Annotated in this window: 25 protein-coding genes; 2 read left to right on the top strand and 23 right to left on the bottom strand. The window is 33.5% G+C overall.

Features of this window, described 5'->3' with window-relative positions:
* The 4 genes from ACKI42_RS06675 to ACKI42_RS06660 form a co-directional block, all read right to left on the bottom strand.
* Positions 1 to 837: a metallophosphoesterase gene (locus ACKI42_RS06675; RefSeq protein WP_407403711.1), complete on the bottom strand. Its 837-nt coding sequence runs from the start codon at positions 835 to 837 to the stop codon at positions 1 to 3.
* Between the two features lie 13 nt (positions 838 to 850).
* Positions 851 to 1,147: a hypothetical protein gene (locus ACKI42_RS06670; RefSeq protein ID WP_407403709.1), complete on the bottom strand. Its 297-nt coding sequence runs from the start codon at positions 1,145 to 1,147 to the stop codon at positions 851 to 853.
* A gap of 58 nt (positions 1,148 to 1,205) precedes the next feature.
* Positions 1,206 to 1,496: a winged helix-turn-helix domain-containing protein gene (locus tag ACKI42_RS06665; RefSeq protein WP_407403707.1), complete on the bottom strand. Its 291-nt coding sequence runs from the start codon at positions 1,494 to 1,496 to the stop codon at positions 1,206 to 1,208.
* Positions 1,497 to 1,683: 187 nt separating this feature from the next.
* Positions 1,684 to 2,301, bottom strand: coding sequence for a hypothetical protein (locus tag ACKI42_RS06660; RefSeq protein ID WP_407403705.1), 618 nt, complete (start codon positions 2,299 to 2,301; stop codon positions 1,684 to 1,686).
* 156 nt (positions 2,302 to 2,457) lie between these two features.
* Between ACKI42_RS06660 and ACKI42_RS06655 the strand changes: the two genes are divergently transcribed.
* Positions 2,458 to 4,059 (top strand): class I SAM-dependent methyltransferase, encoded by a 1,602-nt coding sequence (locus ACKI42_RS06655; RefSeq protein ID WP_407403703.1) that lies wholly within the window; start codon positions 2,458 to 2,460, stop codon positions 4,057 to 4,059.
* Between the two features lie 72 nt (positions 4,060 to 4,131).
* On the opposite strand, the gene ACKI42_RS06650 is transcribed toward ACKI42_RS06655, so the two are convergent.
* A complete protein-coding gene (locus tag ACKI42_RS06650) occupies positions 4,132 to 5,226 on the bottom strand; it encodes a T9SS type A sorting domain-containing protein (protein ID WP_407403701.1) in 1,095 nt (364 codons plus the stop codon).
* 200 nt (positions 5,227 to 5,426) lie between these two features.
* Between ACKI42_RS06650 and ACKI42_RS06645 the strand changes: the two genes are divergently transcribed.
* A complete protein-coding gene (locus ACKI42_RS06645; protein WP_407403699.1) occupies positions 5,427 to 5,966 on the top strand; it encodes a GNAT family N-acetyltransferase in 540 nt (179 codons plus the stop codon).
* A 68-nt stretch (positions 5,967 to 6,034) separates the two neighbouring features.
* Here ACKI42_RS06645 and ACKI42_RS06640 read toward each other — a convergent pair whose 3' ends face one another.
* The 18 genes from ACKI42_RS06640 to ACKI42_RS06555 all read right to left on the bottom strand — a co-directional run bounded on the left by ACKI42_RS06640 (position 6,035) and on the right by ACKI42_RS06555 (position 24,672).
* Positions 6,035 to 6,799 carry an enoyl-CoA hydratase/isomerase family protein gene (locus tag ACKI42_RS06640; protein ID WP_407403697.1) on the bottom strand — a complete coding sequence of 255 codons (765 nt, stop codon included), beginning with the start codon at positions 6,797 to 6,799 and terminating at the stop codon, positions 6,035 to 6,037.
* 54 nt (positions 6,800 to 6,853) lie between these two features.
* Complete coding sequence (locus ACKI42_RS06635) at positions 6,854 to 9,562, bottom strand: DEAD/DEAH box helicase family protein (RefSeq protein WP_407403695.1); 2,709 nt, start codon at positions 9,560 to 9,562, stop codon at positions 6,854 to 6,856.
* A gap of 138 nt (positions 9,563 to 9,700) precedes the next feature.
* Complete coding sequence (gene paaZ, locus ACKI42_RS06630; RefSeq protein ID WP_407403693.1) at positions 9,701 to 12,193, bottom strand: phenylacetic acid degradation bifunctional protein PaaZ; 2,493 nt, start codon at positions 12,191 to 12,193, stop codon at positions 9,701 to 9,703.
* Complete coding sequence (locus ACKI42_RS06625) at positions 12,190 to 12,960, bottom strand: hypothetical protein (RefSeq protein ID WP_407403691.1); 771 nt, start codon at positions 12,958 to 12,960, stop codon at positions 12,190 to 12,192. Before ACKI42_RS06625 ends, paaZ begins: the two co-directional genes overlap by 4 nt.
* 114 nt (positions 12,961 to 13,074) lie before the next feature.
* Positions 13,075 to 13,653 carry a transposase gene (locus tag ACKI42_RS06620; protein ID WP_407403689.1) on the bottom strand — a complete coding sequence of 193 codons (579 nt, stop codon included), beginning with the start codon at positions 13,651 to 13,653 and terminating at the stop codon, positions 13,075 to 13,077.
* 61 nt (positions 13,654 to 13,714) lie between these two features.
* Positions 13,715 to 14,308: a transferase hexapeptide repeat family protein gene (locus ACKI42_RS06615; protein ID WP_407403687.1), complete on the bottom strand. Its 594-nt coding sequence runs from the start codon at positions 14,306 to 14,308 to the stop codon at positions 13,715 to 13,717.
* 99 nt (positions 14,309 to 14,407) lie between these two features.
* On the bottom strand, positions 14,408 to 15,616 hold the full coding sequence (pcaF, locus tag ACKI42_RS06610; protein WP_407403685.1) for a 3-oxoadipyl-CoA thiolase: 1,209 nt from the start codon (positions 15,614 to 15,616) through the stop codon (positions 14,408 to 14,410).
* A 95-nt stretch (positions 15,617 to 15,711) separates the two neighbouring features.
* Positions 15,712 to 16,125, bottom strand: coding sequence for a hydroxyphenylacetyl-CoA thioesterase PaaI (gene paaI, locus ACKI42_RS06605; protein ID WP_407403683.1), 414 nt, complete (start codon positions 16,123 to 16,125; stop codon positions 15,712 to 15,714).
* Between the two features lie 92 nt (positions 16,126 to 16,217).
* A complete protein-coding gene (locus ACKI42_RS06600) occupies positions 16,218 to 17,351 on the bottom strand; it encodes a 3-hydroxyacyl-CoA dehydrogenase NAD-binding domain-containing protein (protein ID WP_407403681.1) in 1,134 nt (377 codons plus the stop codon).
* A gap of 130 nt (positions 17,352 to 17,481) precedes the next feature.
* A complete protein-coding gene (locus ACKI42_RS06595) occupies positions 17,482 to 17,745 on the bottom strand; it encodes a four helix bundle protein (protein WP_407403679.1) in 264 nt (87 codons plus the stop codon).
* Positions 17,746 to 17,780: 35 nt separating this feature from the next.
* On the bottom strand, positions 17,781 to 18,584 hold the full coding sequence (locus ACKI42_RS06590) for an enoyl-CoA hydratase/isomerase family protein (RefSeq protein WP_407403677.1): 804 nt from the start codon (positions 18,582 to 18,584) through the stop codon (positions 17,781 to 17,783).
* 92 nt (positions 18,585 to 18,676) lie between these two features.
* A complete protein-coding gene (gene paaD / locus ACKI42_RS06585) occupies positions 18,677 to 19,141 on the bottom strand; it encodes a 1,2-phenylacetyl-CoA epoxidase subunit PaaD (protein ID WP_407403675.1) in 465 nt (154 codons plus the stop codon).
* A gap of 64 nt (positions 19,142 to 19,205) precedes the next feature.
* Positions 19,206 to 19,955, bottom strand: coding sequence for a 1,2-phenylacetyl-CoA epoxidase subunit PaaC (paaC, locus tag ACKI42_RS06580; protein ID WP_407403673.1), 750 nt, complete (start codon positions 19,953 to 19,955; stop codon positions 19,206 to 19,208).
* A 130-nt stretch (positions 19,956 to 20,085) separates the two neighbouring features.
* The gene (paaB, locus tag ACKI42_RS06575; RefSeq protein ID WP_407403671.1) at positions 20,086 to 20,367 is read right to left on the bottom strand and encodes a 1,2-phenylacetyl-CoA epoxidase subunit PaaB; all 282 of its coding nucleotides are present in this window, start codon (positions 20,365 to 20,367) and stop codon (positions 20,086 to 20,088) included.
* 95 nt (positions 20,368 to 20,462) lie between these two features.
* Positions 20,463 to 21,398, bottom strand: coding sequence for a 1,2-phenylacetyl-CoA epoxidase subunit PaaA (gene paaA, locus ACKI42_RS06570; protein ID WP_407403669.1), 936 nt, complete (start codon positions 21,396 to 21,398; stop codon positions 20,463 to 20,465).
* Positions 21,399 to 21,511: 113 nt separating this feature from the next.
* Entirely contained in the window at positions 21,512 to 22,597 is a 1,086-nt protein-coding gene (locus ACKI42_RS06565) for a 2Fe-2S iron-sulfur cluster-binding protein (RefSeq protein WP_407403667.1), read from the bottom strand.
* Positions 22,594 to 23,913 (bottom strand): phenylacetate--CoA ligase family protein, encoded by a 1,320-nt coding sequence (locus ACKI42_RS06560; protein ID WP_407403665.1) that lies wholly within the window; start codon positions 23,911 to 23,913, stop codon positions 22,594 to 22,596. Before ACKI42_RS06560 ends, ACKI42_RS06565 begins: the two co-directional genes overlap by 4 nt.
* 183 nt (positions 23,914 to 24,096) lie before the next feature.
* Positions 24,097 to 24,672, bottom strand: a complete 576-nt coding sequence (locus ACKI42_RS06555; protein ID WP_407403663.1) for a TetR/AcrR family transcriptional regulator — start codon at positions 24,670 to 24,672, stop codon at positions 24,097 to 24,099.
* Positions 24,673 to 24,832 lie beyond the last annotated feature (160 nt).

Here is a 24,832-nt window from a genome sequence, read left to right as displayed (position 1 = left end):
TTATGATGTAAGTGTGAAAACGGTGATTTCTGGTCTTACCATAAATCTTACTTGAAAAGAATGTCCCAATGCTCTATTGATATACAACATTCTGCCATCCAAAAGATCAATTTCTCCACTGATGTAATTTTTGTTTTTTACAGGGAGAATTGGCGTTACAAATCCTGGGATACGGCATTGTCCACCATGCGTATGTCCACTCAGAATCCAACCTTGGTAGCCATTCCAAATATCTTTATCGCAAGCATCAGGATTATGACACAGTACAATATTGGCTTTGGAAGCATCGTAAGCACTCATTACTTTTTCTGGATGAAAATTGGGCGACCACAAATCTTCAAAACCAATAAAATGAAGACCATCACAGGATTTTTGTTGATTATTAAGCATTGAAATTCCGTGATTTTCTAACATTTCAGAAATTCTAGATGCTTGCTCTGTATTTTTCCAATTTTTACCATAATCATGATTCCCTAGAATACCGAAAGTTCCCAATTTTCCAAGTACAGCTTGCTTCATTACCATTTCCAACTGAGCGAGTTCAGTTTCATTTCCTTTATTTACAAAGTCGCCAGTATAGACCACGAAATCTGGGTTGAGAAGTTTTGCTTTCTGAAAAGAATCAACTAGAAATTTAGGATCAAAACGGTTTCCAACATGCAAATCCGAAATTTGCATCAGCTTTTTACCTATAAGATCTTGAGGAAGGTTTTTTATTGGTAACTTTTTCTCTACAAATTCTACCCAAAATGGTTCTATTTGCCAAGCATACAAACTTGGGAATAAAGCCAATATACCAGCTTGAGCTACTCTTTTTAGAAATAATTTTCTCGTCATTGATTTACTATTTTTAATTTCCTGCGATTGGACTTCCGAAAATGCCAACAGCTATTTCTACCCAAAGAATCATAAATGCGAGGAATGCAATAATCATCAATATCATTTTTGATCTTCTAGGCTTTATTTTATTTATTATTAAATTTAAAATGAAAGCCAATGAAAATAGAAGTACAGCAGCGACCCCGAAATCTGAAATTGTCCAATTGACTTCTCTCGAGAACTGCATGGCAACATAAGGTAGAAGCAATAATATCCCTGCAATGGAATAAATTATTCTGCTTGTTTTGTTTTTTTTAATTAAAATCATAACTAATATATTTAAAAGTACTTTGAATTACAAAGTTTAAACTCAAAAAAATAGAGCGTTACCTTCCTATTAATTTTTCTAAAGCATCTAGATGATCATTAAAAGAACTTCTTCCCGCTTGCGTTACTCTGTATGATGTTTTGGGCTTTTTGCCTATAAATTCTTTCTTTACTTCAATGAAATTTGCTTTTTCTAAAGCATTACTATGACTTGCTAGATTGCCATCCGTAACTTCCAAAAGCGCTTTCATTTCAGAAAAATCAACCCAATCGTTTACCATAAGAATAGACATAATGCCCAATCTTACTCTACTTTCAAATTCTTTATTAAGTTGATTTATTTTTATCATTATTGATTAGTTAAACAGTTGGTTAGTTATTAAGTTTTATAGTTATTTTAAATAATAGAAATCTTGATGGAAGTTTTGGAAATTTTAAAAATAGTCACCTAATAATTTTGATAAATATCTAAACGTGTTGGTGAGATTTCTACCTAAGAATTAATGTCTCCAATTTTAAATCTAATTAACTAAATAACTACTTATACTTCTTATGCATAATTATTCCGTAGATAATATGCAAAACTCCAAAGCCAATAGCCCAAGTAATAAGTCCCCAACCCAAGAAAAACAAGGATATAATACCCAAAATAATTTCTAAGTATCCCAAAAACTTTACATCTGTGAAGGTGAAATTACCTGCATTGACAAGTGCTAAACCGTAGAATATCAATGTTGCTGGTGCAATAAGTGGGAATAAATGATGGTACAAAAGTGCCAAACATACAATTCCTCCTGTAGCCAAAGGCGCTGCAAAATTAATCAATAATCTTTTACTAGTGGCATCCCACATCTTTTTTCCTTGCTTTTTGCTTTTATTTCTAGTAAAAAAATAACCTCCAACAATCGCAAATAGCAAAACTAATATCGCAACCACCAAAAGTTGGTCTACTATTTCTGGAGAATAGATATTTCTTCTCCCATCTAGATAGTCTATACCGTTCTTTTCAAACAAAAAATAAGCATAAGCTGCACCCCAAAGTGCTACTACCCCAGCGAAGGCTCCTGATAATCCACTGAGTGAAATAAATTTTGAAGAACGCTCCATCATAGAGCGAATGTGTAATAAATCTTCGTGATACTTTTTTGATTCCATAAAAAGAACTTTGAATTACAAAGCTACAAATTCAATTGAATAAACCAAGTATTTTTTCAAGAATTTTTAAAATCTAAATTTTAGGATACAATTAACAAGCTGGCAAAGCCTTTATACAGAAAAAATCAATAACTTTAGTTTAAAGAAATAAACAAAATGGATAAAGATTTTTATCGTTCGATATTATTCAGACATCTAGACGGAATTGTAACTGCTCCTTCAGCAGTAGAGCTTATAAACAGCGGAATTGTACAATCTATCTTAGAATCTAAAGAAATTACCCTCAAAAATATATCACAAAAATATCCTTCTAACGATGGATATCTTAATGTTGCCTTGAAGACTTTGGCTTCACAAGGTTTCATTAAATATCAGATCAATCATATCAGCGATGAAATTGTATTATCTACTAATGAAGCCACTTCTACCCTTTTGAAATATGGACATTTGTACGAAAAAGTAATTCCGTTTTTAAAAGAAGCGTCTTCTATAAAATCCAAAATTGATGAAGCCGAATTTATTCAATTATTATCAGAATTAACGGAATCTTCAAAAAATAAATTCAACTTAGAGCCTGCAAGTAATGAGGAAGAAAAAGCAATTCAGACACAGATATTAACCCATATTGAAGGTTGTATTGTTGGACCCATTGTGGTGTATCTTGGGATGAATGGCATGTTTCATAAGTATTTTATGGAAACATCATTTCAAGCAGCCGAGTTTCATAAGAATGCAGAAAATTTTGAAATGATTTTAGACTTTCTTACTTACTTAGGTTGGTTTACTAAATCCAATAGCAATTACAAATTTACAGAAACAGGAATTTATTTTGCCAAAAGAGCGCCTTCATATGGAGTAACTGTTTCTTACCTTCCGTTGCTTAATAAAATGAATGATTTGCTTTTCGGTAATCCTTCCAAAATAAGAGAAATCGCTGAAGGAGAAGATGAAATTCATGTGGATAGAACGATGAACGTTTGGGGAAGTGGTGGCGCACATTCCAATTATTTTAAAGTTGCTAATGACTTTATCATCGAGATTTTCAACCAGCCCATCCATCTTCAGCCCAAAGGAGTTTTGGATATGGGATGCGGAAATGGTGCATTTATACAACATATTTTTGAAACCATAGAAAGACAAACACTAAGAGGTAAAATCCTAGAAGAGCATCCATTGTTTCTTGTAGGAGCCGACTATAATGATGCTGCTCTGAAAGTAACTAGAGCCAATCTTATTAATAATGATATTTGGGCAAAAGTAATTTGGGGAGATATTGGAAACCCAGAACGCCTTGCCAACGATTTGAAAAGTGATTATAATATTGAGCTTTCAGATTTGCTAAATATAAGAACATTTTTGGATCATAACCGTGTTTGGAATGCGCCAAAAAATGAAGATCCTACAAGAATTAGTACTTCCGAAGGAGCTTTTGCCTATCGTGGGAAAAGACTTGCTAACCGATTGGTGGAAGAAAGCCTGAAAGAACATCTTGAACTTTGGCTTCCTTACATCAAGAAAAATGGCTTGTTGATTATAGAGCTTCACGGTTTGCCATCTCAACTCATAAGTGAGAATTTGGGAAAAACCGCAGCTACAGCATATGAAGCTACGCATGGATTTTCGGATCAGTATATTTTGGAAGTGGATGTTTTCAGGAAAATATGTGAAGAGGTTGGATTAAAAATAGATAATCATCTATCTCGCAAATTCCCTAATAACGATTTGGCAACAGTTTCCATTAATCTTTTGAAAGCTTAAACTAAAGCATATCTAAAAAAATAGCCTGCACAATATTTTGATGCAGGCTATTTTTTTTTTTAAATTAAAAATCTATTTCTTTTCGATTTTTTTAGAGAAAGTAGTTCCATCTTGAAATTTAAACTCAATCATATAGATTCCTTTTACCAAATGATCTAAAGAAATACTTTTTAAATCTTTGTCGGAGAACGAAACAATCTTGGATCCAACCATATTATAAACCGACGCTTGAGTCACTTTATTTTTAGATTTTATATTTAAAATTTCCTGAGTTGGATTCGGGAAAATAGAAAAATCCGATGCCACCTGATTATTTTCTGAAGTACTAAGGCAACTTCCCAAAGTAGTTGTAATTGGGAATCTGCTTTGGCTTTCGCATAAACTTACGGTTTGAGATGCGTAGTAGGTAGTTCCACTGACCAAAGGTGTTGTAGATGGTAAAACACTTCCTCCTGTTGGTGTAGTATACCAAATAATATTGCTACCATTCACTACCAAATCTGCAAGCGTTTGCGCTGCACAAAAACTCTGAGTAGAAGATCCTGTAGGCGCTGTAGTAGCGCATTGTGTGAAATTGACGTTATCTAAATAAGCAAAATTGCCAGCTTGGTTCACATTGTTTTTAATCCCTTTAAAATTTACTTTATTGGTGCCTGCAGGTAATACTAGAGATTTGGTTACCCATTGTGCAGTTGTAGGTGTAAAAAATGCTGGAATTGTACCACCCGTATTCAATTCTCCAGTTCTTCCGATTTCGTAATCTTTAAATTGAGTATATGTTGCACCATTATCAGTAGAATATTCAATAATAATATGATCATCAGCAAATACAGTTTGTATTGCAGCGGGCATTGTATAACGGTTGGCAGCCGCAAAATCGAAAGTTACCTTTATTGGTGATCCATTGGTAACCAAAGTTGGAGAAATAACGTTGTAGGTAGATTGCCCTTGAGAGTTGTAGAAATTGTACATGAAACTCCCCACATTACCACTTGGCGAGCCCACATCTGGATTGCTTATCACAATAACCGCAGCATTAGTGGCATTCCATTGAGATTGTGTAGAACTAGAGCCAAAAAGCTCTGTAAAAGGCAAAGTAACTTGCGAAAACAAAAAATTGCTCGAAAACACTGCTAAGCCTAATAAAAAATATTTTTTCTTAATCATAAATAATTATTTTATATAAAAAACTTAATTAATTTATAAATATAATAATTTCAAGCAAACACTAATAATTTATTTTTGCGGTACTCACAGCATTACCTTACAATTTAAAAACATATTGTTCCATGGGATAAACCAAGTGAATAATAAAGAATCTGTTGATATTATGTCAACAATTTTCTTAAATTTAATAAAAATTAAAAATGATATTTGATACTATAGAAACACCTCGCCTTCTGCTTCAAAAATTGAGTTCTGAGGTAATGACTACAATATTTAAAGAAAATGATAAAAAAGAAATAAAATCGATCTTGGGACTTAATGATGATGAATTTGAATATCAGCAAAATATCTATAAAAAAGGATACGATTCTTATAACCAGAGCATGCTCAATTTTCAGTTGGTAGAAAAAATTAGTAATAAAATTATTGGAAATTGTGGCTTTCATACATGGAACCCTAAACATCAAAGAGCTGAAATTGGCTACGATCTTAGATTTGAAGAATACAAAAACAAAGGTTACATGAAAGAAGCGCTTGAGAAAATATTAGAATTTGGCTTTGCAGAAATGAAATTAAATAGAATTGAAGCTGTGATTGATGCGAATAATACTCCATCTTTGAAATTGTTGCAATATTTCAAATTTACAAGAGAAGGCAGAATGCGAGGACATTATTTGGTAGACGGAATTTTCGAAGACTCAGATTTGTATTCTTTATTGAAAGTAGAATTCACAAAATAAAAAAACTCAACCTTGTAAGATATTTATTCATTTCAAGGTTGAGTATTAAAATTTGAAAATAGTAAATCCTATTTTGCTCTTAGTCTTTCTTTAATTTTTCCGATATTTTCCTTGGCAGAATCTTCCAAAATAAGGCTTGCACTCATATGAATTCTTGCAGGCATCAAATCATTGAAATGATCTGTTCCTTCCCAAGACACTTTTTTTATCAACGCCAAAGCATCATCACTTCTACCAGAAAGAATGGTTAAAAACTTCTCTAGTTGCTCATCCATCTTTGAAATAGAATCTGAAACAGAATGATACACGTTGTGTTGTTCTGCCCATTGTGCACTTCTAAAATCTGCATCAATAGCCATCGCAGCAAACTGAGATTTCCCAATTTTTCTTTCCACATACGGTCCAATCACGAAAGGTCCAATCCCTAAATTAAGTTCTGTAAGTGCCAAAGCAGAATCTTTGGTCGCGAAACAATAGTCTGCACCACATGCAATCCCTACTCCACCACCAGTAGTTTTCCCTTGTACTCTTACCACTACAATTTTTCCGCAATTGCGCATGGCGTTCAATACTTTTGCAAAACCACCGAAAAACTTCGTTGAAGCATCTAGCTCTTCAATTGCTAATAATTCATCAAAACTAGCTCCTGCACAAAATGCTTTTTCACCAGCACTTTTTACCAAGATTGCTTTTACTTCTTTTTTGGCTCCTTCTTCCAGAATTGTTTGTGCTAAATTTTCTAAAATTGCACCTGGAAGTGAGTTGCTTTTTGCAGTTCCGAAAGTAATTTCGGCTATATTATTCTTAAATTCTGAAGTTACAAAATCTGTCATTTTTATTTTTAGTTTTTTATTGATTGTTGTAAAATTAATATTTATCTAATAAAATTATCGTGTCCATTTATTCAAATGTTCGATGTGTTTATGTTTGTTCATTAGTGTTTTGAAGCGTTCTTTTAATAAAATTTGCCTTCCTTCTATTGTTCTCGTATATATCAATTGGCAATTTGAAACTTCATTATTCCATATTTTGCGGAAAAATTCGGCACTTCTTTTATTTTTTGCAAATATTTCTGGAATTGCAAAATACGTAGTTTTGTCGCGACCAAAAAAACTTTTATTTTCTTTAATCAAATATCTAGGATTGTCTACCGGTGAAAGAGTTTCCTGCAAAAGACTAATGAATTGGCTATTCTCGTATCTATTACCACCAGAAAGATAACAAACTGAATTTCCATTGTCATCATTTTCAGAAATTATTTGTAATTTTTGGTAGGGTGTATTTATCAAACGTTCATTAATAGCAGTCTTTAAGACAACTTCACCATATTTTTGAACATTTTTTGCAATATTTTTATACTTTAAAAACTGTCTAAAAGCTCTATAAAATTTACCACCAAAGGTCAAAAATCCTGCAATTCCAAACAACGTAGTAAAAATGGTAAAACTCCGCGGATCGTTTATTCTATTCCAACTTTTAATAATTGTAGAAGCAAAATTACCCAAAAACATGAAAAAAGTGGAAAATAAAGTAAGTGATAAATTTCCTAAGGTTTTCCCTAAAAACTTAGACTTTATCGTTTTGAAATCTTTATCTTCATTAAAAGGAATCTGAATTTCTTCAATTAATATTTTTCCTTTTGATAAAGCTATTTTCCAACGATTCAGAATATCCTTTCTATTCTTAGCCAAAACCATGGTTTGATTATTCATCTCTGAAATCTGATTAGTTGTCACAATTTCTTTGAAGCCAAGACGATCATATTTATTTTCAATCACTGGATCGTTTGTATTCGAGATACCAACAAATGTTTTGAAACGTTTTTTGATATTAATATAGTCGCTTCCTCCTTCAGAATGATTAGGATCGAAACATACCAAATGCCAAACATTGCTAGCTTTATTTGGATTGGACTTATCTACACGAATGGCTCTGCCACGCATTTGATTAGATAAAACATATGAACTAATAAAGCTTGCCAAAACCAGAGAATTTATTTTGGGAGCATCCCAACCTTCACCTAAAAGAGATTTTGTCCCAATTAAAATATGAATTCCTCCACTTTCGAAAATTTCTGTTATCATTTGAACTATTTCATATCTTATACTTTCGTTTTGTTGTATTAAAACATAGTTTTCGTCAAATGCTAACGTCGAGTACTGAATTTTTTCAATATTTTTTCTTTCACAAATTACTAGGAATTGTGCAAGTGAAACTTTAGGCAAGATAACGATACTTCCCGTTAAGACCCCAATTCTTCTTTGTTGAGAGTTTTGTCTCCTAAGATTTTCAAAAATAGGAATAGCTCCTATTTTATCGATAACTAATTCGTTTGTTTTCTCACTTACTAAAAATTCTTTTCTAATGAAATCGGTTAAAATTAACATTCTCAAATCTTCACCAAGAGTAGAAAACTCAAATTCTGAAATTTTATTGATTGCATCTAGTTTTCCGAGACTTTGATTAAAAATTTGGTTTAAATTTTTAGTATTATAAAAGTTCACAAATTTATTCTCGATGAAACCATTATGACGAAGTCTATTTTCTAAGTTTGTGCGATGTTCTTGAAAATTTTGAAAATGTAGTGTATCCACAAACAAATAGAAATCCAACAATTCTTCCCACCAAAAAATTGTAATTTCCGGAACGAGGTTTTGATCATCATCCAATATTTCAAAGTGAATTTTAGGAATCTCGATTCCCTTATACTTTAAATAAATTAAACCCGATGAATAGGAAGAAATATTATCATAAATCCAATCTAAATTCTTTTGGGGATTTTGATAAATGGGATGAGATAAGATTGCATCCAACAAAGCCGAATCGTTAGAGATTTCCAATATCATATTTTCAGCACGTTGATAATGATCTTCTACGGTTTTTTGTTCTTGTTCTGTAGGCAAAGTAAAATATACAAAGTCTTGATGCGGACAAAGATCTCCTTCCAACATCAATTCGGGCACCGAGATTTCTACATCTACTTCGCCATTTAACTGAATATATTTCTGCCATTCCAATCCCGAAACTTCAAAAGGTGGTGTGGCAGTGAGTGCTACAATAGTAGGAGAAATTCCATTTTTTAATTCCATCAATGAAGACCACCATGCTTTTTTGAGGTGATGTGCCTCATCCAAAATAAAAGTTTTAACCTTTTGTTTTTTTAGTTCTTGTAGAACCTCCTTTATCGCTTTTGCATTGTAAGGCGTCTGGAAATCGTCAGCAGTTACCTCTTCATCATTATTGGCTTCTTTCTGATGATTACAAGCTGCATGAATACCTTGATAGGTTGTTACCGTAATTTTTTTTGGGTTTTTGAAATCTTTGGAAATCCAATCTACTTTTTGATCCGTTTGAAGAAATAATTCGTAAAATCGAGAAATCCATTGATCACGAATTGCTAAAGTGGGTGCTACAATTAAAGTTGGCTCATCTAGTCGCAACATAATTTCTAGCCCTAAGACGGTTTTTCCAGAACCTGGTGGTGCCACTACATGCAAATGATGGTCTGAAAGATTATCTTCCAGACCATCCAAAAAATGTTGTTGGTATTTTCTCCAAGGATATTTAAAAGTAATTCCTTCGGGAAAGTTTTTCATAGAAATTAGATGTTACAATAAACGTTTGTAAATTACAATAATTTCAAATAAACTTTTTACCGTACATCAAAATTCTTTTGAAAGAATAGTAAGTATAAAACTTTTAAATGTCGGTTTGTGAAAGTTTAATATTTCAATTTACAAAAGACCAAACTGTTTGAAGTGATAAGTAAAATGCTTTCTTTGGAAAAGCTCCATCATTTCTTTGTTTAATAATCCAAATCTAGGGTGGAAATGTTCTGCTTGTCCATTTTCTCTGTAGTAGACAAGAAACTCTTTCACGGCTTCTGCTAATCTATCTTTAGCTTCAGAAAGATTTTTATATTTTGCTTGCAAAACATCTCCTTCTTTCAATAAAGGATAATGCGCGCCTTGCTGAATTTCTTTGTTGGAATACAACCAATCTTGTAATTTTTCTAAGTGTAATTCTGGAATTTCTGGGAAGTCTGTAGATTGCAAATCACCGAAACCGTTTCTAACAACTTCTTCCAAATGTTCTACCATCAATTGAGGCGTCATTGTTCCGAATTGTGCTGGTGTAGATTCTGTAAGACCTTTCAATATCTTTTCAACATTTTTTGCTTTAAGATCAATAAAAGGAGATTGCTTAGCTACCAACGTCAAAATAGTTGCAACACAAACTACCTCATCTCTTTGGTTAACCACTTCTACTAACCACTTTACAACACCAGAAGGAATATTTCTTCCTTTTACTCCTTTATTTATTTTTTCTTTTGCTGTTAAATATACTGTAATGGTATCACCTGCATAAACTGGCTTGAAGAAACTTGCGTTTTCTAAACCATAATTTGCAATTACAGGACCTTTTTTACCAGAAACAAACAATCCTGCAGCTGCTGATAAGATAAAGTATCCGTGAGCAACCGTTTTGTCGAAGATAGTTCCTGTAAGAGAAGTTGCATCTGTGTGCGCATAGAAATGATCCCAAGAAACATTAGAGAAATTCACGATATCTGCATCTGTTACCGTTCTACCTGCAGTTTCTAGAGAATCTCCAACTTCTACTTCTTCGAAATATTTTTGGAATGGATGTTTATCCGAATATTTTTTCTCTGCACCTTGCTGATAAAGCTGAGTAATTGCAGTTACGATATCTGGAGAACCTTGGATCGCTGTTTTTTGTAAGAAAAAATGAAGACCATTTAGTCCACCCATTTCTTCTCCACCACCTGCTCTACCAGGACCACCGTGCATCATCGTTGGAAGTGGCGAACCATGACCTGTACTTTCCTTAGCCGAATCTCTGTTTAGAACGAAAATTCTTCCATGCTGAGAAGCCATTCTCCATGCTGTTTCTGCTACGAATTTTTCATCGTGAGAAACAATAGAACCTACCAAACTTCCTTTTCCACGTTTTGCCAATGCAGCAGCTTCTTCAGCATCTTTGTAAGGCATAATAGTAGATACAGGACCGAAGGCTTCAACATCATGAGAGATATTTTTGGTAAACGGACTGTCGTTTAAGAATAATTTTGGCGTCATAAATGCACCACTATCAAAAGAAGCATCTACTAGATCTTGTTTTCCGTCGTAGATCAGTTCTGTTTCAGATTTTAGGATTTCAATTTTTCTAAATACCTCATCAAATTGTTGTTTCCCTACCAAAGATCCCATACGAGTTTCCCTAGAAAGTGGATTTCCTATTTTTACTTGATCTAAAGCTTTTGATAAAGCATTCTGAACATCTCCAACTAAATCTTCTGGAACGATAATTCTACGGATAGACGTACATTTTTGTCCCGCCTTGGTAGTCATTTCGTTTCTTACTTCTTTGATAAATAAATCGAATTCTGGAGTTCCTGGTTTTGCGTCTAATCCCAAAATAGAACAGTTCAGAGAATCTGCTTCCATATTGAAACGTACGGCACCACCAGAAATATTAGGTAATGATTTTAGTTTTCTACCTGTAGATGCCGAACCTGTGAATAATACAGAATCTCCATCTTGTACAAAATCTAATATATTTCCTGGATCTCCACATACCAATTGTATTGCGCCTTCTGGTAAGAAGCCACTTTCTATCATATCTTTGAAAACTTCATAGGTAAGATAAGAACCAAATGGAGATGGTTTTACTACCGCTGGAACACCTGCCAATAATGAAGTTGATAATTTTTCTAGCATTCCCCAAACTGGGAAGTTGTATGCGTTGATCTGTACAGAAACTCCTTCCGAAGGCGTAAGAATGTGCGCTCCGATGAAAGTTCCGTTTGCAGATAATTTTTGCGTGTCGCCATCTACCCAAAAAGTAGTATTAGGCAACATACGTTTTGCCAAACCAGAGTACGCGAAAAAAGTTCCGAAACCACCTTCTATATCTACCCAAGAGTCAGCATGTGTAGCTCCTGTTTTATAAGATAGTTCGTAGTATTTTTTCTTTCTTTCGGCTAGATATAAAGCTACATTTTTCAGCATTTGTCCTCTATCATAGAACGTCATCGAGGATAAGTTTTTGTATCCTAAAGTTCTACCATAGTCTAAAGCTTCTTCGAAATCTAAACCTGCAGTATCTGATATGGCAACCAAATCATCATTCACTGCATTGAATAAAGGAATACCTTCTCCGTTACCTTCTACCCAACGGCCTGCTATATAGTTTTTTAGTTTCATTTTTTTATAAATTTTAGATATTCGTTGTAAAAACTTATTGTATTTTGTAAATATTTTCGTGGTTTACTAGAAGCTGAAAATTTAAATTTGTTATAGTACTCGTACATATTTTCATAATTATCATAAACAATAAATGGGAAATACTTTAAATTTAAGTGATTAATTTTCCCTGATTTTAATGGAGTTATAATTTCAAATAATTGCTCTTCAACATCTTTAATCTCATTTTCGTAAATATATCTATCAATTGAATTATGCGCAACTGCTCCAAAATAGTCAACATCTTCTTGTAATTGAAAAGAATCTATTAATGCTTGTCCGAAAAAAATTTGTTTTTCAATATCAACACTAACTTCACCGTGTGCAAAAGCTCCTTTAACAGGTATTTCTATTTCAATAATTCTTGCAAAAATCCAATTTAAAGATTCAATAAAAACCTTGAATGTTTCAATAGAATCATTTTTTGAAAAAATTATTATTGAGTCAGAAAAAGTAATTAATTCAATTGGCTTGTATTTATCATTTGAGAAATCTTTTTCTGTTATTTGAGGATTTATTTCTTTTCGTAAATTAGAAATCCCTAATAAACTTTTAAAAATTTCGCTGTGAGTATTTCTTAAAACTAATTCTTTAAATCCCAAAATATCGAAAAAAGCAACAAATCTCTTTTCTGTAGTTTGCCATTCGGATTTATCTTCATAGTTTTTTACACTTTTCAGCAGATCTGTATGTGATTTGCTTAAAACTCTAATTGTTAATGTAGCCATGTTCTAGTGTTTTATTATTTAAGAGGAAAAATTTTCACTAAACCTTCTTGCAAACTTCTATTTTTTTATAAACCTAACGGGTTTTAAAAACCCGTTAGGTTTGGTTTGTAACAATTATTCAAAATTTAAGAAATCATATTCAACACTAGATTGGTGATATTTTTTAAAAATTTCAAATGATTCAAAGTATTGCATAATCTCTTTCCTACTCAACTTACTATCTTTTTCTGGATTTATATATGAATGATATGAAGAGTATTTCCATTGTTCAATTTTATCTACGAGACTATGATTAACCGAATTATTATGGATGTAATGCAGAACTTTCAGTAAATATTTCTCATCTGTTATTTTCTTTCGCTTTATGGCATTCAGAAATAACGCACCTTTTCGGTTATACTTTTTATTAAATGCTTTAGCGTAAGAGTTCAAAAAATTACCAAATTTTCTCATTAGATATTTGTGTTCGTCCTCAACATTTAAATTTTCAATATTTTTAAATCTTAATAATAAATGAAAATGATTTGGTAAAAGACAATATGAATAAATATCTGCAATCGGGAGAATATATTTTTCTAATTGCTTCAAAAAAAATTGATAATTTGTTTCTTCACGAAAAATCAATTCTTTTCCATTGACATGAGAAAAAATGTGATAAACAGAATCAGATTCAAAATTTTCTGTGTTAATCATAATAACTTACCTAAAGACCTAACGAGTTTTAGAAATCCGTTAAGTCTAAATACTTTTCAATTTATTTTACATCATCCCAGATCCCATAATCCACAATTTTTGTAGGAATTTGTTTTACGTATTCTGTGTAAGGTTCGCAAGGTTGAATGGCTTCTTTGCCTTCTCTTGCTAGCTCTTGGTATAATTTTGTGCCTTCGGTTTTCCACTTGATCATTTCGTCTGAAACATCACGAATTACTTTTGCAGGACTTCCAACAATAAGTTTTCTAGGTTCGCATCTGAAATTAGCTGGAACGAATGCCAAAGCACCCACGATAGACTCGTCACCGATGTAGGCTTTATCCATAATCACAGCGTTCATCCCGATTAAACAGTTTTTCCCGATGTGCCCAGAGTGGATAATTGCACCATGTCCAATATGAGCAGATTCTTCTAAAATAGTTTCTATCCCAGGAAATACGTGTAGCGTACAATTTTCTTGAACGTTGGCGCCATCTTTAATAATAATTTTCCCCCAATCTCCGCGTATTACTGCGTTTGGACCAATATATACATCTTCACCAATTTCTACATTACCAATAATCACCGCTTGAGGATGAATATAGGCTGAAGGCTTGATGATGGGACGAATCCCGTGATAGGAATAAATATTCATAAGTTTAATTTGAAAATGAGGTAATTTTAATTTAGATATTTGAAAATGCGATAATTGTGTAAGAGTTATCACATCTTCAAACTATTAATTTAGCCCAATTTATATTTTTTCAATGACCATTGCATAGCCTTGTCCTACTCCGATACAAAGTGTGCAAAGTGCATATTTTTTGTTTTGCTTGTTGAGTTCTAAAGCTGCAGAACCAATAATTCTTGCTCCAGAAACACCTAGTGGATGTCCAATTGCGATAGCTCCACCATTAGGGTTGATTCTTGCATCGTCATCTGCTAAACCTAAGCTTCTAGTTACTGCTAATGCTTGTGCTGCGAATGCTTCATTCAGTTCGATTACATCCATTTCGTCTAACGTTAAATTTAGACGAGAAAGCAATTTGTTAGTAGCTTCTACAGGACCAATTCCCATAATACGAGGTTCTACACCCGCAACTGCTGACCCAACAATTCTTGCGATAGGTTTTAGGTTGTATTTTTTTACCGCTTCTTCACTTGCTAAAATTAGTGCAGCAGCTCCATCATTCATACCTGATGCGTTACCTGCCGTTACTGTTCCGCCTTCTTTTTTGAAAGCTGGACGCAGTTTGCCTAATCCTTCTAATGAAGAAGTTGGTTTTATAAATTCGTCTTTATCAAAGATAATAGCATCGCCTTTTTTCTGCGGAATTTCTACCGCAACAATTTCTTCTGCTAATCTTCCCGATTCTTGTGCTTTCGTGGCTTTTTGCTGAGACCAAAGTGCAAATTTGTCTTGGTCTTCACGAGAAATAGAATGCATTTCTGCTAAGTTTTCAGCAGTTTCGCCCATTCCGTCTACCCCATACATTTGCTTCATCTTTGGATTTACAAATCTCCACCCGAAAGTTGTGTCAAACATCTGAGAATCTCTACCAAAAGCAGTACTCGGTTTGGACATTACATAAGGAGAACGCGTCATATGTTCTACTCCACCAGCGATATAAAAATCTCCTTCTCCTGCAGAGATAGCACGGAAAGCATTGGCTACAGCCGACATCCCAGATGCACACAATCTATTTACAGTTTCGCCACCTACTTTGTAAGGTAAACCAGCCAAAAGACCTGCCATTCTTGCAACGTTTCTGTTGTCTTCACCAGCTTGGTTGGCACATCCTAATATAACGTCTTCTATTTCTTCAGCAGGAACTTCAGGATTCCTAGCCATAATTTCTTTGATAACAATCGCCGCCAAATCGTCTGGACGAACTTGAGAAAGACCACCTGCCAATTTGGAAATCGGTGTTCTTACATAATCTATGATATATACGTTGTTCATAATTTTAATTTGAGAATTCATTAATTTGAGAATTTGAAAATGATATATGGCGTACCAAATCATTATCAAATTGCCTCATTATCAAATTTTAAAATTTATAATTCGGTTACTTTTTTACCAATTTTATAGACTGTTCCTACAAATTTCGCCACCAACTCGTTGTTTTGGTTGGTAACATTAATGTCGTAGATCGCCGTTTTTCTGGTATTATTTACCAAAATACTTTCTGCTCTGAAAACATCACCTTCTCTTCCAGCCTTCGTGAAGTTGATAGTCACACTTAGTGCAACAGCAGCATTGCCATCGTTATTAGAAGAAAATGCAAAAGCAGAATCTGCAAAAGCAAAGGTGACTCCTCCGTGCACAGTGCCCAACCCATTCAGCATTTGTTTTGTGATCGTCATTTCAATTAAAGAATATTGCTCTTTAATATCAATAACTTTTATTCCTAGAAACTGAGAGAAGTAATCCTTCTCCATCATATAGTCTACAACTTGATTGGGTGTCATATTTTAAATTTGAAAATTAAACCATTTGAAAATTTGAAAGTATGTTAATTCGAAAATTAAAATTATTACTCATTTTCAAATTAACACATTATCTAATTCAACTTACTTAGTAATGGGCTTTGTCTGTAACGTTCTTCTTGGTATTCGTTGTAAAGATCCGTTAAGGTTTCAGATATTTTTTGGTAACCTATTTCTTTTCCCCAAGCTAATAATCCTTTAGGATAATTCACGCCTTTCTGCATTGCCAATTCTAGATCTTCATCATTTGCCACTTTCAATCTTTTGGCTTCTACTGCCTCATTGATTAACATAGAAATGATTCTTAAATAAATCTGCCCGTACAATGCTTCATCTTTTTCAGCAATTGGGTTTTGTGCATTTTCGCTATAATCATAGAAACCTCTTCCTGTTTTTCTACCATGAAGTTTAGCCTCAGACATCCTTTGTTGCAACAAAGATGGTTTGTATTTGGCATCATAGAAATAATCTTTGTAAACCGTTGTGGTAACAGAGAAATTAACGTCTACTCCAATAAGATCCATCAATTCAAATGGTCCCATTTTGAAACCGCCTAAAGTTTTCATCGCATCATCCACTTGTTCTGGAGTGGCAATATTTTCTTCCACAATTCTCAAGCCTTCGCCATAGTAAGGTCTAGCAATTCTGTTCACAATAAAACCAGGAATATCCTTCGCCAAAACAGGTATTTTTCCCCAAGATTTCATCAGATCAATCATTTCTTGAGGTAAATTATTCTCCGTTAATAATCCTGGAATAATCTCTACTAAAGGCATCAGTGGAGCTGGGTTAAAGAAATGGATTCCGATAAAACGACTTGGTATTTTCAGCTCTGCACTCAGAGATGTTATAGAGATAGAGGAAGTATTAGAACCAATAATACAAGAATCTGAAACATAAGTTTCTAGTTCTGTAAACACTTTGGTTTTTATGTCTTTGTTTTCGATAATTGCCTCGATAATAAGATTGCATGGTGCAAAATCTTGTAATTCTTTGGCAATAGAGATATTATTGAAAATTTCTTCTTTTTTGTCTGCAGTTATTTTTTGTTTTTCTACTAAACGGTTCAGAGTTTTGTCTAAACCTAAAAGTGCCTTTTCAGCCTGAGCAATATTTGCATCAAAAACTAAAACTGTACAACCATTGGAAGCTGCTACTTGTGCAATACCAATACCCATTGTTCCGGCACCTATAATTCCTACTTTCATATTTTATATTTGAAAATTTGATAATGAGTTAATTTGAAAATTATTTAAGCTTAGAGCTTGCAATAATTTTAGAAAGAATTAAAATGATTTCTTTTAATTCTGAAATTAATTCCTCTTTTGGAGATTGTAACTAAGGTGATTTTGAGCATAACAAAAGCCAATACTCAGTTTCATCTGCTTCTTTGGCAGCAATTTTTAATTTATGAATAAAATATGCTTTACTTTCTGCATTTTGAGCTTCCCATGCATTAGCGCCAATTGAAGTTCCAGATTTAAAAATTTGGTTTGCTAAAGGAAATTTTCTAGTTCCGTACAAATTTTCTAAAAATTCAACAATTTTCAATGCAAAATCAAAAGTTTTATTAACTATAATATTTTCTTTGTCATTTCTCATTTTCAAATTTTCAAATTAATTCATCTTCAAACTAATTATTTTCCTTTATATTCTGGTTTTCTTTTTTCCAAAAATGCTGAAACACCTTCCTTAAAATCTAAAGAATTAGCTGCTTCTTGCTGGTAAATACCTTCTAAATCTAGCTGTTCTGCCAACGTATTATTATAAGATTTGGCAAATGCTTTTTTGGTTAATCCAATTGCTTTGGTGGGTAACTGAGCCAAATTCATCAAAATTTCTTCTGACCTTGCTTCAAATTCTTCCTCATTGAAAACTTCTGCTACTAAACCTAGTTGTTTCGCTTCGTCTGCTGATAGCTTCTTCCCTGTGAAAGCTAAATAACTTGCTAACTGACGACCTAAAAGTTTCGGTAAGTAATATGTTCCTGCCGTATCAGGGATCAATCCAATATTTACAAATGCTTGAGAGAAATAAGCGGTATTTTTAGCAATTGCAAAATCACATATAAGAGCCAACATTGCACCTGCTCCCACTGCAGGACCGTTTACCAAAGCAATTATTGGTTTAGAATTATTAATGATAGATTCTACCATCGGATTATAATATTCTATCACGATGCGCTGGATCATACTTTCATCTTCGTCATCACTGCCTACAGAAAGCGCTTCTTTAAGGTTTTGACCAGAACAGAATGCTTTTCCTCTACCAGAAATCGCAATACAACGAACGTTTTCGTCATCATTACATTCATCAAAAAAATCTTTTAATTCCTTCAACATTCTCATATTCAAAGAATTAAAAGATTCTGGCTGATTAAGGTAAACGATTTTAAGTTTTCCGTCTAATTTATTTTCGATATCGAATTGTGAATACGTCATTTTTTTTAATTTGAAAAATTAGATAATTAATAAATTTGAAAATATATGTAATTGGTAATTATCAAAATAATACATTTACAAACTATCTCTTACTAGTGACATTTGAAATAATCAAATGGCTCTAAACAGTCGTTACACTGATAAGAGGCTTTACACAATGTAGATCCAAATCTACTAATTTGTTTGGAGTTGGTAGATCCACAACGTGGGCATTTTTTTGGAGTTCCGATATGCGTTTCGTTGGCTCCTTTCTCTGGCGGCGTAATTCCGTAAACACGGAGTTTTTCCCTTGCCTCATCTGTAAGCCAATCTGTTGTCCATATAGGAAACATTTTGGTGACTACTTTCGCTTCCCATCCATTTTCCTTCATCATTTTGATGATGTCTTCCTCTATGGTGAACATTGCAGGACATGCAGAATAAGTAGGTGTGATGGTAATATCACAAGTATTTTCGCCCGTTACCACTGCTTCCCTTACAATTCCTAATTCTACAATATTGATCACTGGAATTTCCGGATCTGGAATGGTTTCTAATAATTCTATTAAATCTGTCATATTTTAAAATGTACCAATTTATCAATCTAACCGTCTAGCAATTGGTAGATTGATATATTAATCTTTACCAAGTACATCCTGGATAAGCTCTTTGCATGTATTGTAATTCGCAAAGCATATAACCGAAATATTCTGTGTGATACCCTGTTCTAGATTTTGGTTGCATGAATGGATCTGTAGGATATTCTAACCCGAATTCTGCAAAATCTTTCTGGGTAATACTTAGAAAATCATTGTATAAAGCATCTGAATCTGGAGCAATATTAAGTGCTACCAAATCATTTTCGCCTTCTACTTTTGCGAATAAACCTTGAGTATATTCCCAAACGTTTCCTAAAGCTTTTACCAATCTGTTTTTACTTTCTTCTGTACCTTGTGCGAAAATTTTCATCCAAGATGCAGCGTGAGTGTAATGATATCTAACTTCCTTTAAAGATTTTTGTGCAATTGCCATCAATTCTTCGTCCGCAGAATTGGACAAAGCTTCGTACATCAATTTTTGGTATACAGAAAACACATATACTTTAAGAATAGTTTGTGCATAATCTTCGTTTGGAAGTTCTGTAAGATGTGCATTCACATATTCGTGCTCATATCTTAGGAAAGCCAAATCGTCTTCACTTTTACCATTATCGGCAACTCTAGAAGCGTACACATAAAAATTGTTTGCCTGCCCCAACTCGTCTAATGCGATATTGGTAAGTGCAATATCTTCTTCAAGATAAGGACCTTCTCCACACCATGCAGACAATCTTTGTCCCATGATAAAGCTATCGTCAGCAAATTTTAATAAATAATTATATAATGGATTCATTTTTTTTAATTTGAAAATTTGAAAATTAATTAATTTGAAAACTGATCTATCTGATTAATTGAAAGCTTGATTATTTTAACCTTGATTACTTCAACTTTCAAATTAGTACATTTTCAAATTATTTATTAATCTACATATTTTTAACGTCGTTCGGGATGTCGTAGAAAGTTGGGTGACGGTACAATTTGTCGTCTGCCGGATCGAAGAAAGCTTCTTTATCTACGCCTTCAGAAGTTACCATATATTTGCTTGGTACCACCCAAACAGAAGTTCCTTCTTTTCTTCTAGTATATACGTCTCTTGCGTTTTGCAAAGCCATTTCTGCTGTTGGTGCTTGTACAATACCAACGTGTTTGTGAGATAATCCCGGTTTAGTTTGAATAAACACTTCCCACATATCTAAATTTGCCATATTTTTAAATTTGAGAATTTGAGAATGAGGAAATTTGAAAATTAATGTACAATGATGACATTTTCAAATTATCACATTTTCAAATTAAATAATTTTTAAACTAATTTTTCTTGTTTCTCTGCAAAAGCTACCGCAGCTTCTTTCACCCAAGAATTTTCTCTTTGCGCTTTTCTTTTTGTTTCGATGCGCTTTTTGTTACAAGGTCCGTTTCCTTTAAGAATTGTCATAAACTCATCCCACGGAATTTCGCCAAAATCATAATGTTGAGTTTCCTCATTCCATTTCAAATCTTTATCCGGAACCGTTAAACCTAAAAATTCGGCTTGAGATACGGTAACATCAATAAATCTCTGACGAAGGCTATCGTTACTTTCTCTTTTCACTCTATAGTTCATAGAGATTTTAGAGTTTGGAGAGCTATCATCATTAGGACCAAACATCATCAAAGCTGGCCACCAAAAACGATCTAACGAAGCCTGAGCCATTTCTTTTTGTTGTTTCGTACCTCTACAAAGTGCCATTAGGATTTCATATCCTTGTCTTTGGTGGAAAGATTCTTCCTTACAAATCTTCACCATTGCTCTAGAATATGGGCCGTAAGAATTACCCATCAGCATTACCTGATTCATAATTGCAGCTCCGTCTACCAACCAGCCGATAGCACCAATATCTGCCCAGCTCAACGTTGGATAGTTGAAGATACTAGAATATTTTGCTTTACCTTCTAGCATATCTTCGTAAGTAGCGTCTCTATCTGCACGGATGGTACCATTACCCAAAGTTTCTGTTGCAGAATAAAGATATAAACCATGTCCTGCCTCATCTTGTACTTTAGCCAAAAGTGCCATTTTTCTTCTTAACGAAGGTGCTCTAGAAATCCAGTTGGCTTCTGGCAACATTCCCACGATTTCAGAATGGGCATGCTGAGAAATCTGACGAACCAAAAGTTTTCTGTAATCATCTGGCATTACATCCTTTGGTTCTACTTTATTTTCGTCTTGTACATATTGTACAAATTTTTCTAAATCCATTTTTTTTAAATTTGAAAATTAAATAATTTGAAAACTGATGAGGTCGGAAATTCAAAAATACGATACAATGATATCATTTTCAAATAAACTCATTTCCTCATTTTCAAATTGTCTTAGACATCATAATTTAGCATCACCACATTGGTAGTTGGGTGACATTGGCAAGTAAGTACAAAACCTCTTGCTACCTCATCTTCGGTAAGCGCAAAATTCTTTTCCATGAAAACTTCACCTTCTAGAACTTCTGCCTTACACGTACAACAAACTCCACCTTTGCAAGCAAATGGTACTGGAAGATTGTCTTTCAATGCTTTATCTAATATACTTTCTTTTTTAGAATTCAAGTGGAAAGAATACTCATCGTCATCAATAATTACCGTTACCATACTTTCTATATTGGCAATCGCTTTGAATTCGTCGCTCATTTCCTGAGAATTTTCTTCATCTGGAGCCGAGAAATATTCGTACAACACTTGTATAGCGGGTACTTTTTTATCTTTTTTAAGGTAATCTGAAATTCCTTTTATCATTTCAGAAGGTCCACAGATAAAATAGGTTGCTTCTTGAACGTTTATTTCAGAAAAACGATCAAATAAATGATCTAATTTTTCTGCGGAAATTCTTCCTTCAAATATTGGATCTTCATGCTTTTCACGACTTACTAAATAAACTACTTTTAGTCGTCCTTTGAAATCTTCTACCAATTTTTCAATTTCTGCTTTCTTCATCACGCAATCCATGCTTCTATTGCTGTAGAATAAGTAAGCATCGCTATTAGGTTCCTGATGAAGACTCTCTTTCAAGTTGGATAATATAGGGCTGATACCACTTCCTGCAGCCAAACCAATATAAGTTTTTGTATTGGTTGGGTGATAAGTAGTATTGAATCCTCCCATCGGTGGCATTACTTCTAAAACTTCATCCATATGAAGATGCTCATTGAAGTATCCCGAAACCTTACCCCCCTCTAGCAATTTTACCAAAACTTCAAGCGTATTGCTTTTTTCGCTTGGTGCATTGCAAATGGAGTAAGAACGTCGTTCCTCCACGCCATCAACCATTACTTTAAAGTTAAGATACTGTCCTTGTTTGAATTTGAATTTATCTTTCAATTCTTCTGGGATTTCCACAGATACATTTACTGCATCTTTGGTATCCTTCTGAACTTTTACAGTCTTTAATTTATAAAATGAATTCATTTTGTCTTAAGTATTCTATTAATTTTTCCACCTTCACACTTAGGAAGGGTATCTTGTCCGTGTATTTTCACTTTAGTAGTAATGCCTACTCTTCTTTTTATTTCGGCTTCCACTGCGTATCCAAAATTTTCTATAAAAATAGTATATTCTTGGCTATTAAGCTCCAAATGTTGAGATTTCAGAAAATCATCTGCAATTTCTACGTCTACATCTAATGCTACACACATTTGTTCTTTTTCTATTGGCGTAAGATAATAGTTGGGTACTACTCCTTGTACATGAGAAAAAGCTTCTTCTATTTGGCTTGGATATACATTTACACCTCTTACAATAAGCATATCATCAGATCTCCCCAATATGGGTTTCATTTTGATCATGGTTCTCTTAGAATTTTCATCATAATATAAACTTGTTATATCATTGGTCCAATAACGAAGAAGCGGCATCGCTTGTTTGGTAAGTGTGGTAATTACCAAAACACCTTCCTCACCAAGAGGTAAAGGTTGTTTTGTAATAGGGTCTAGGATTTCTGGGTAAAAGTGATCTTCCCAAATATAAGAACCACCCTTCTCTTCTACATCTTCCATAGATACTCCAGGACCGATAATTTCACTTAGTCCATAAATGTTAGTTGCCTGAACGCCTAGTCTTTCTTCAATATGGTGTCTGATAATTTCTGTCCATGGTTCTGAACCCAATACTGCATATTTTAAGCTAATATCTTCTGCTGCAATTCCTCTTTTGGTAAATTCATCCGCTATGGTCAATGCATAAGATGGGGAACAACAAATTACCTCAGGTTTGAAATCGATAATTAAATCTACCTGTCTAGAGGTCATTCCACCAGAAATAGGCAATACGCTCATTCCTAATTTTTCGGCTCCATAATGCAATCCTAAACCACCGGTAAAAATGCCATATCCATACGCATTATGCAATTGCATTCCTGGTTTTGCACCCGCCGCATTCAATGATCTTGCAACCACTTCACTAAAAAGATCTACATCATCTTTTGTATATCCTACTACAGTAGGTTTTCCTGTGGTTCCACTAGAGCAGTGTATTCTTTGCAATTCTTCCTTAGGTACCGTAAACAATCCAAAAGGATACTGATCTCTCAGATCTTGCTTATAAGTTATTGGCAGTTTTGAGATATCTTCGATGGTCTTAATATCCGAAAATGATATTCCGAGTTCATCCAATTTATTTTTATAAAATTCTGACTTGTCATCAAGATAATTCATCATGGTTACTAATCTTTCAGATTGTAACTTTCTCAAATCATCACGTTTTAAATATTCAACTGAAAAATCCATAACCTAACTAACATTTGTTAGGTGTAAATTTAAAATTAAAATTCATCATAGCAAAATTTTTATGACTTTTATCATTATTAATGGCTTTGTTTGTAAATAATCAATTGTTAATCAATAATTTAAATTTAAAACAATGAAATAATTTTAATCAGTTCACTTGGATAATACATAGCCAAAAATAGACTATTTACTGTTTCCAATAAGTCCAAACAGGATCTTATCTCGTATCTCGTTGGTAATTTCTTTGGTAGATTCTACATTTCTTTTGAACCAGAAATAAGAATTATTGAGCGTATGAAGAATAAATCTTGTGGTAAAAACGGGAGATTTCAGTTCCCACTTCTCAGCTTTATATATTTCGGTGATCATTTTTTCTACATCTAGCTGATACTTTTTTCTCAGCGCAATGAACTCAGGGAGTCTTTCCTCGAGATGCATCCAATCATTAGAATAAATATGCGTAACATCAGGATTTTTGAGAACAATAGTGAGATGACTTTCTATCAGGAGATTTAATTTTTCTTTAGGATCAAGGGAAGTATCTTTTACCATTTCAAGATTTTCGAAAAAATCCTGCGCAATACCAAAACATATCCACTCTAGAATCTCCTCTTTAGAACTTATATGCGCATATAAAGATGCCGCTTTTATATCTAGCTTTTTCGCCAAATCTCTCACAGAACTTCCCATATAGCCTTTTTCTTTAAAAAGCTCTATAGCGACGTCCAGTATTTTCTGTTGTTTTTCTTTTAACTCCATTTGATAATTGCAAAAGTAAGTAATCTGTTTTACATAATTCAAAAATAAATACGACGAGTTTACCTTAATATTTCCCAAAATAGATACAAATCGGAAATTTTGTCTTGTTAAAATGATGTTAAAATTACAATATTCGGAAATTTTGACTTATTTTTCTGTA

The sequence above is a fragment of the Chryseobacterium sp. genome (assembly GCF_045629545.1).
Classification (GTDB): domain Bacteria; phylum Bacteroidota; class Bacteroidia; order Flavobacteriales; family Weeksellaceae; genus Chryseobacterium.
Note: the sequence above shows the minus strand (reverse complement) of the source record. Positions and strands in the feature narration are given on the sequence as shown.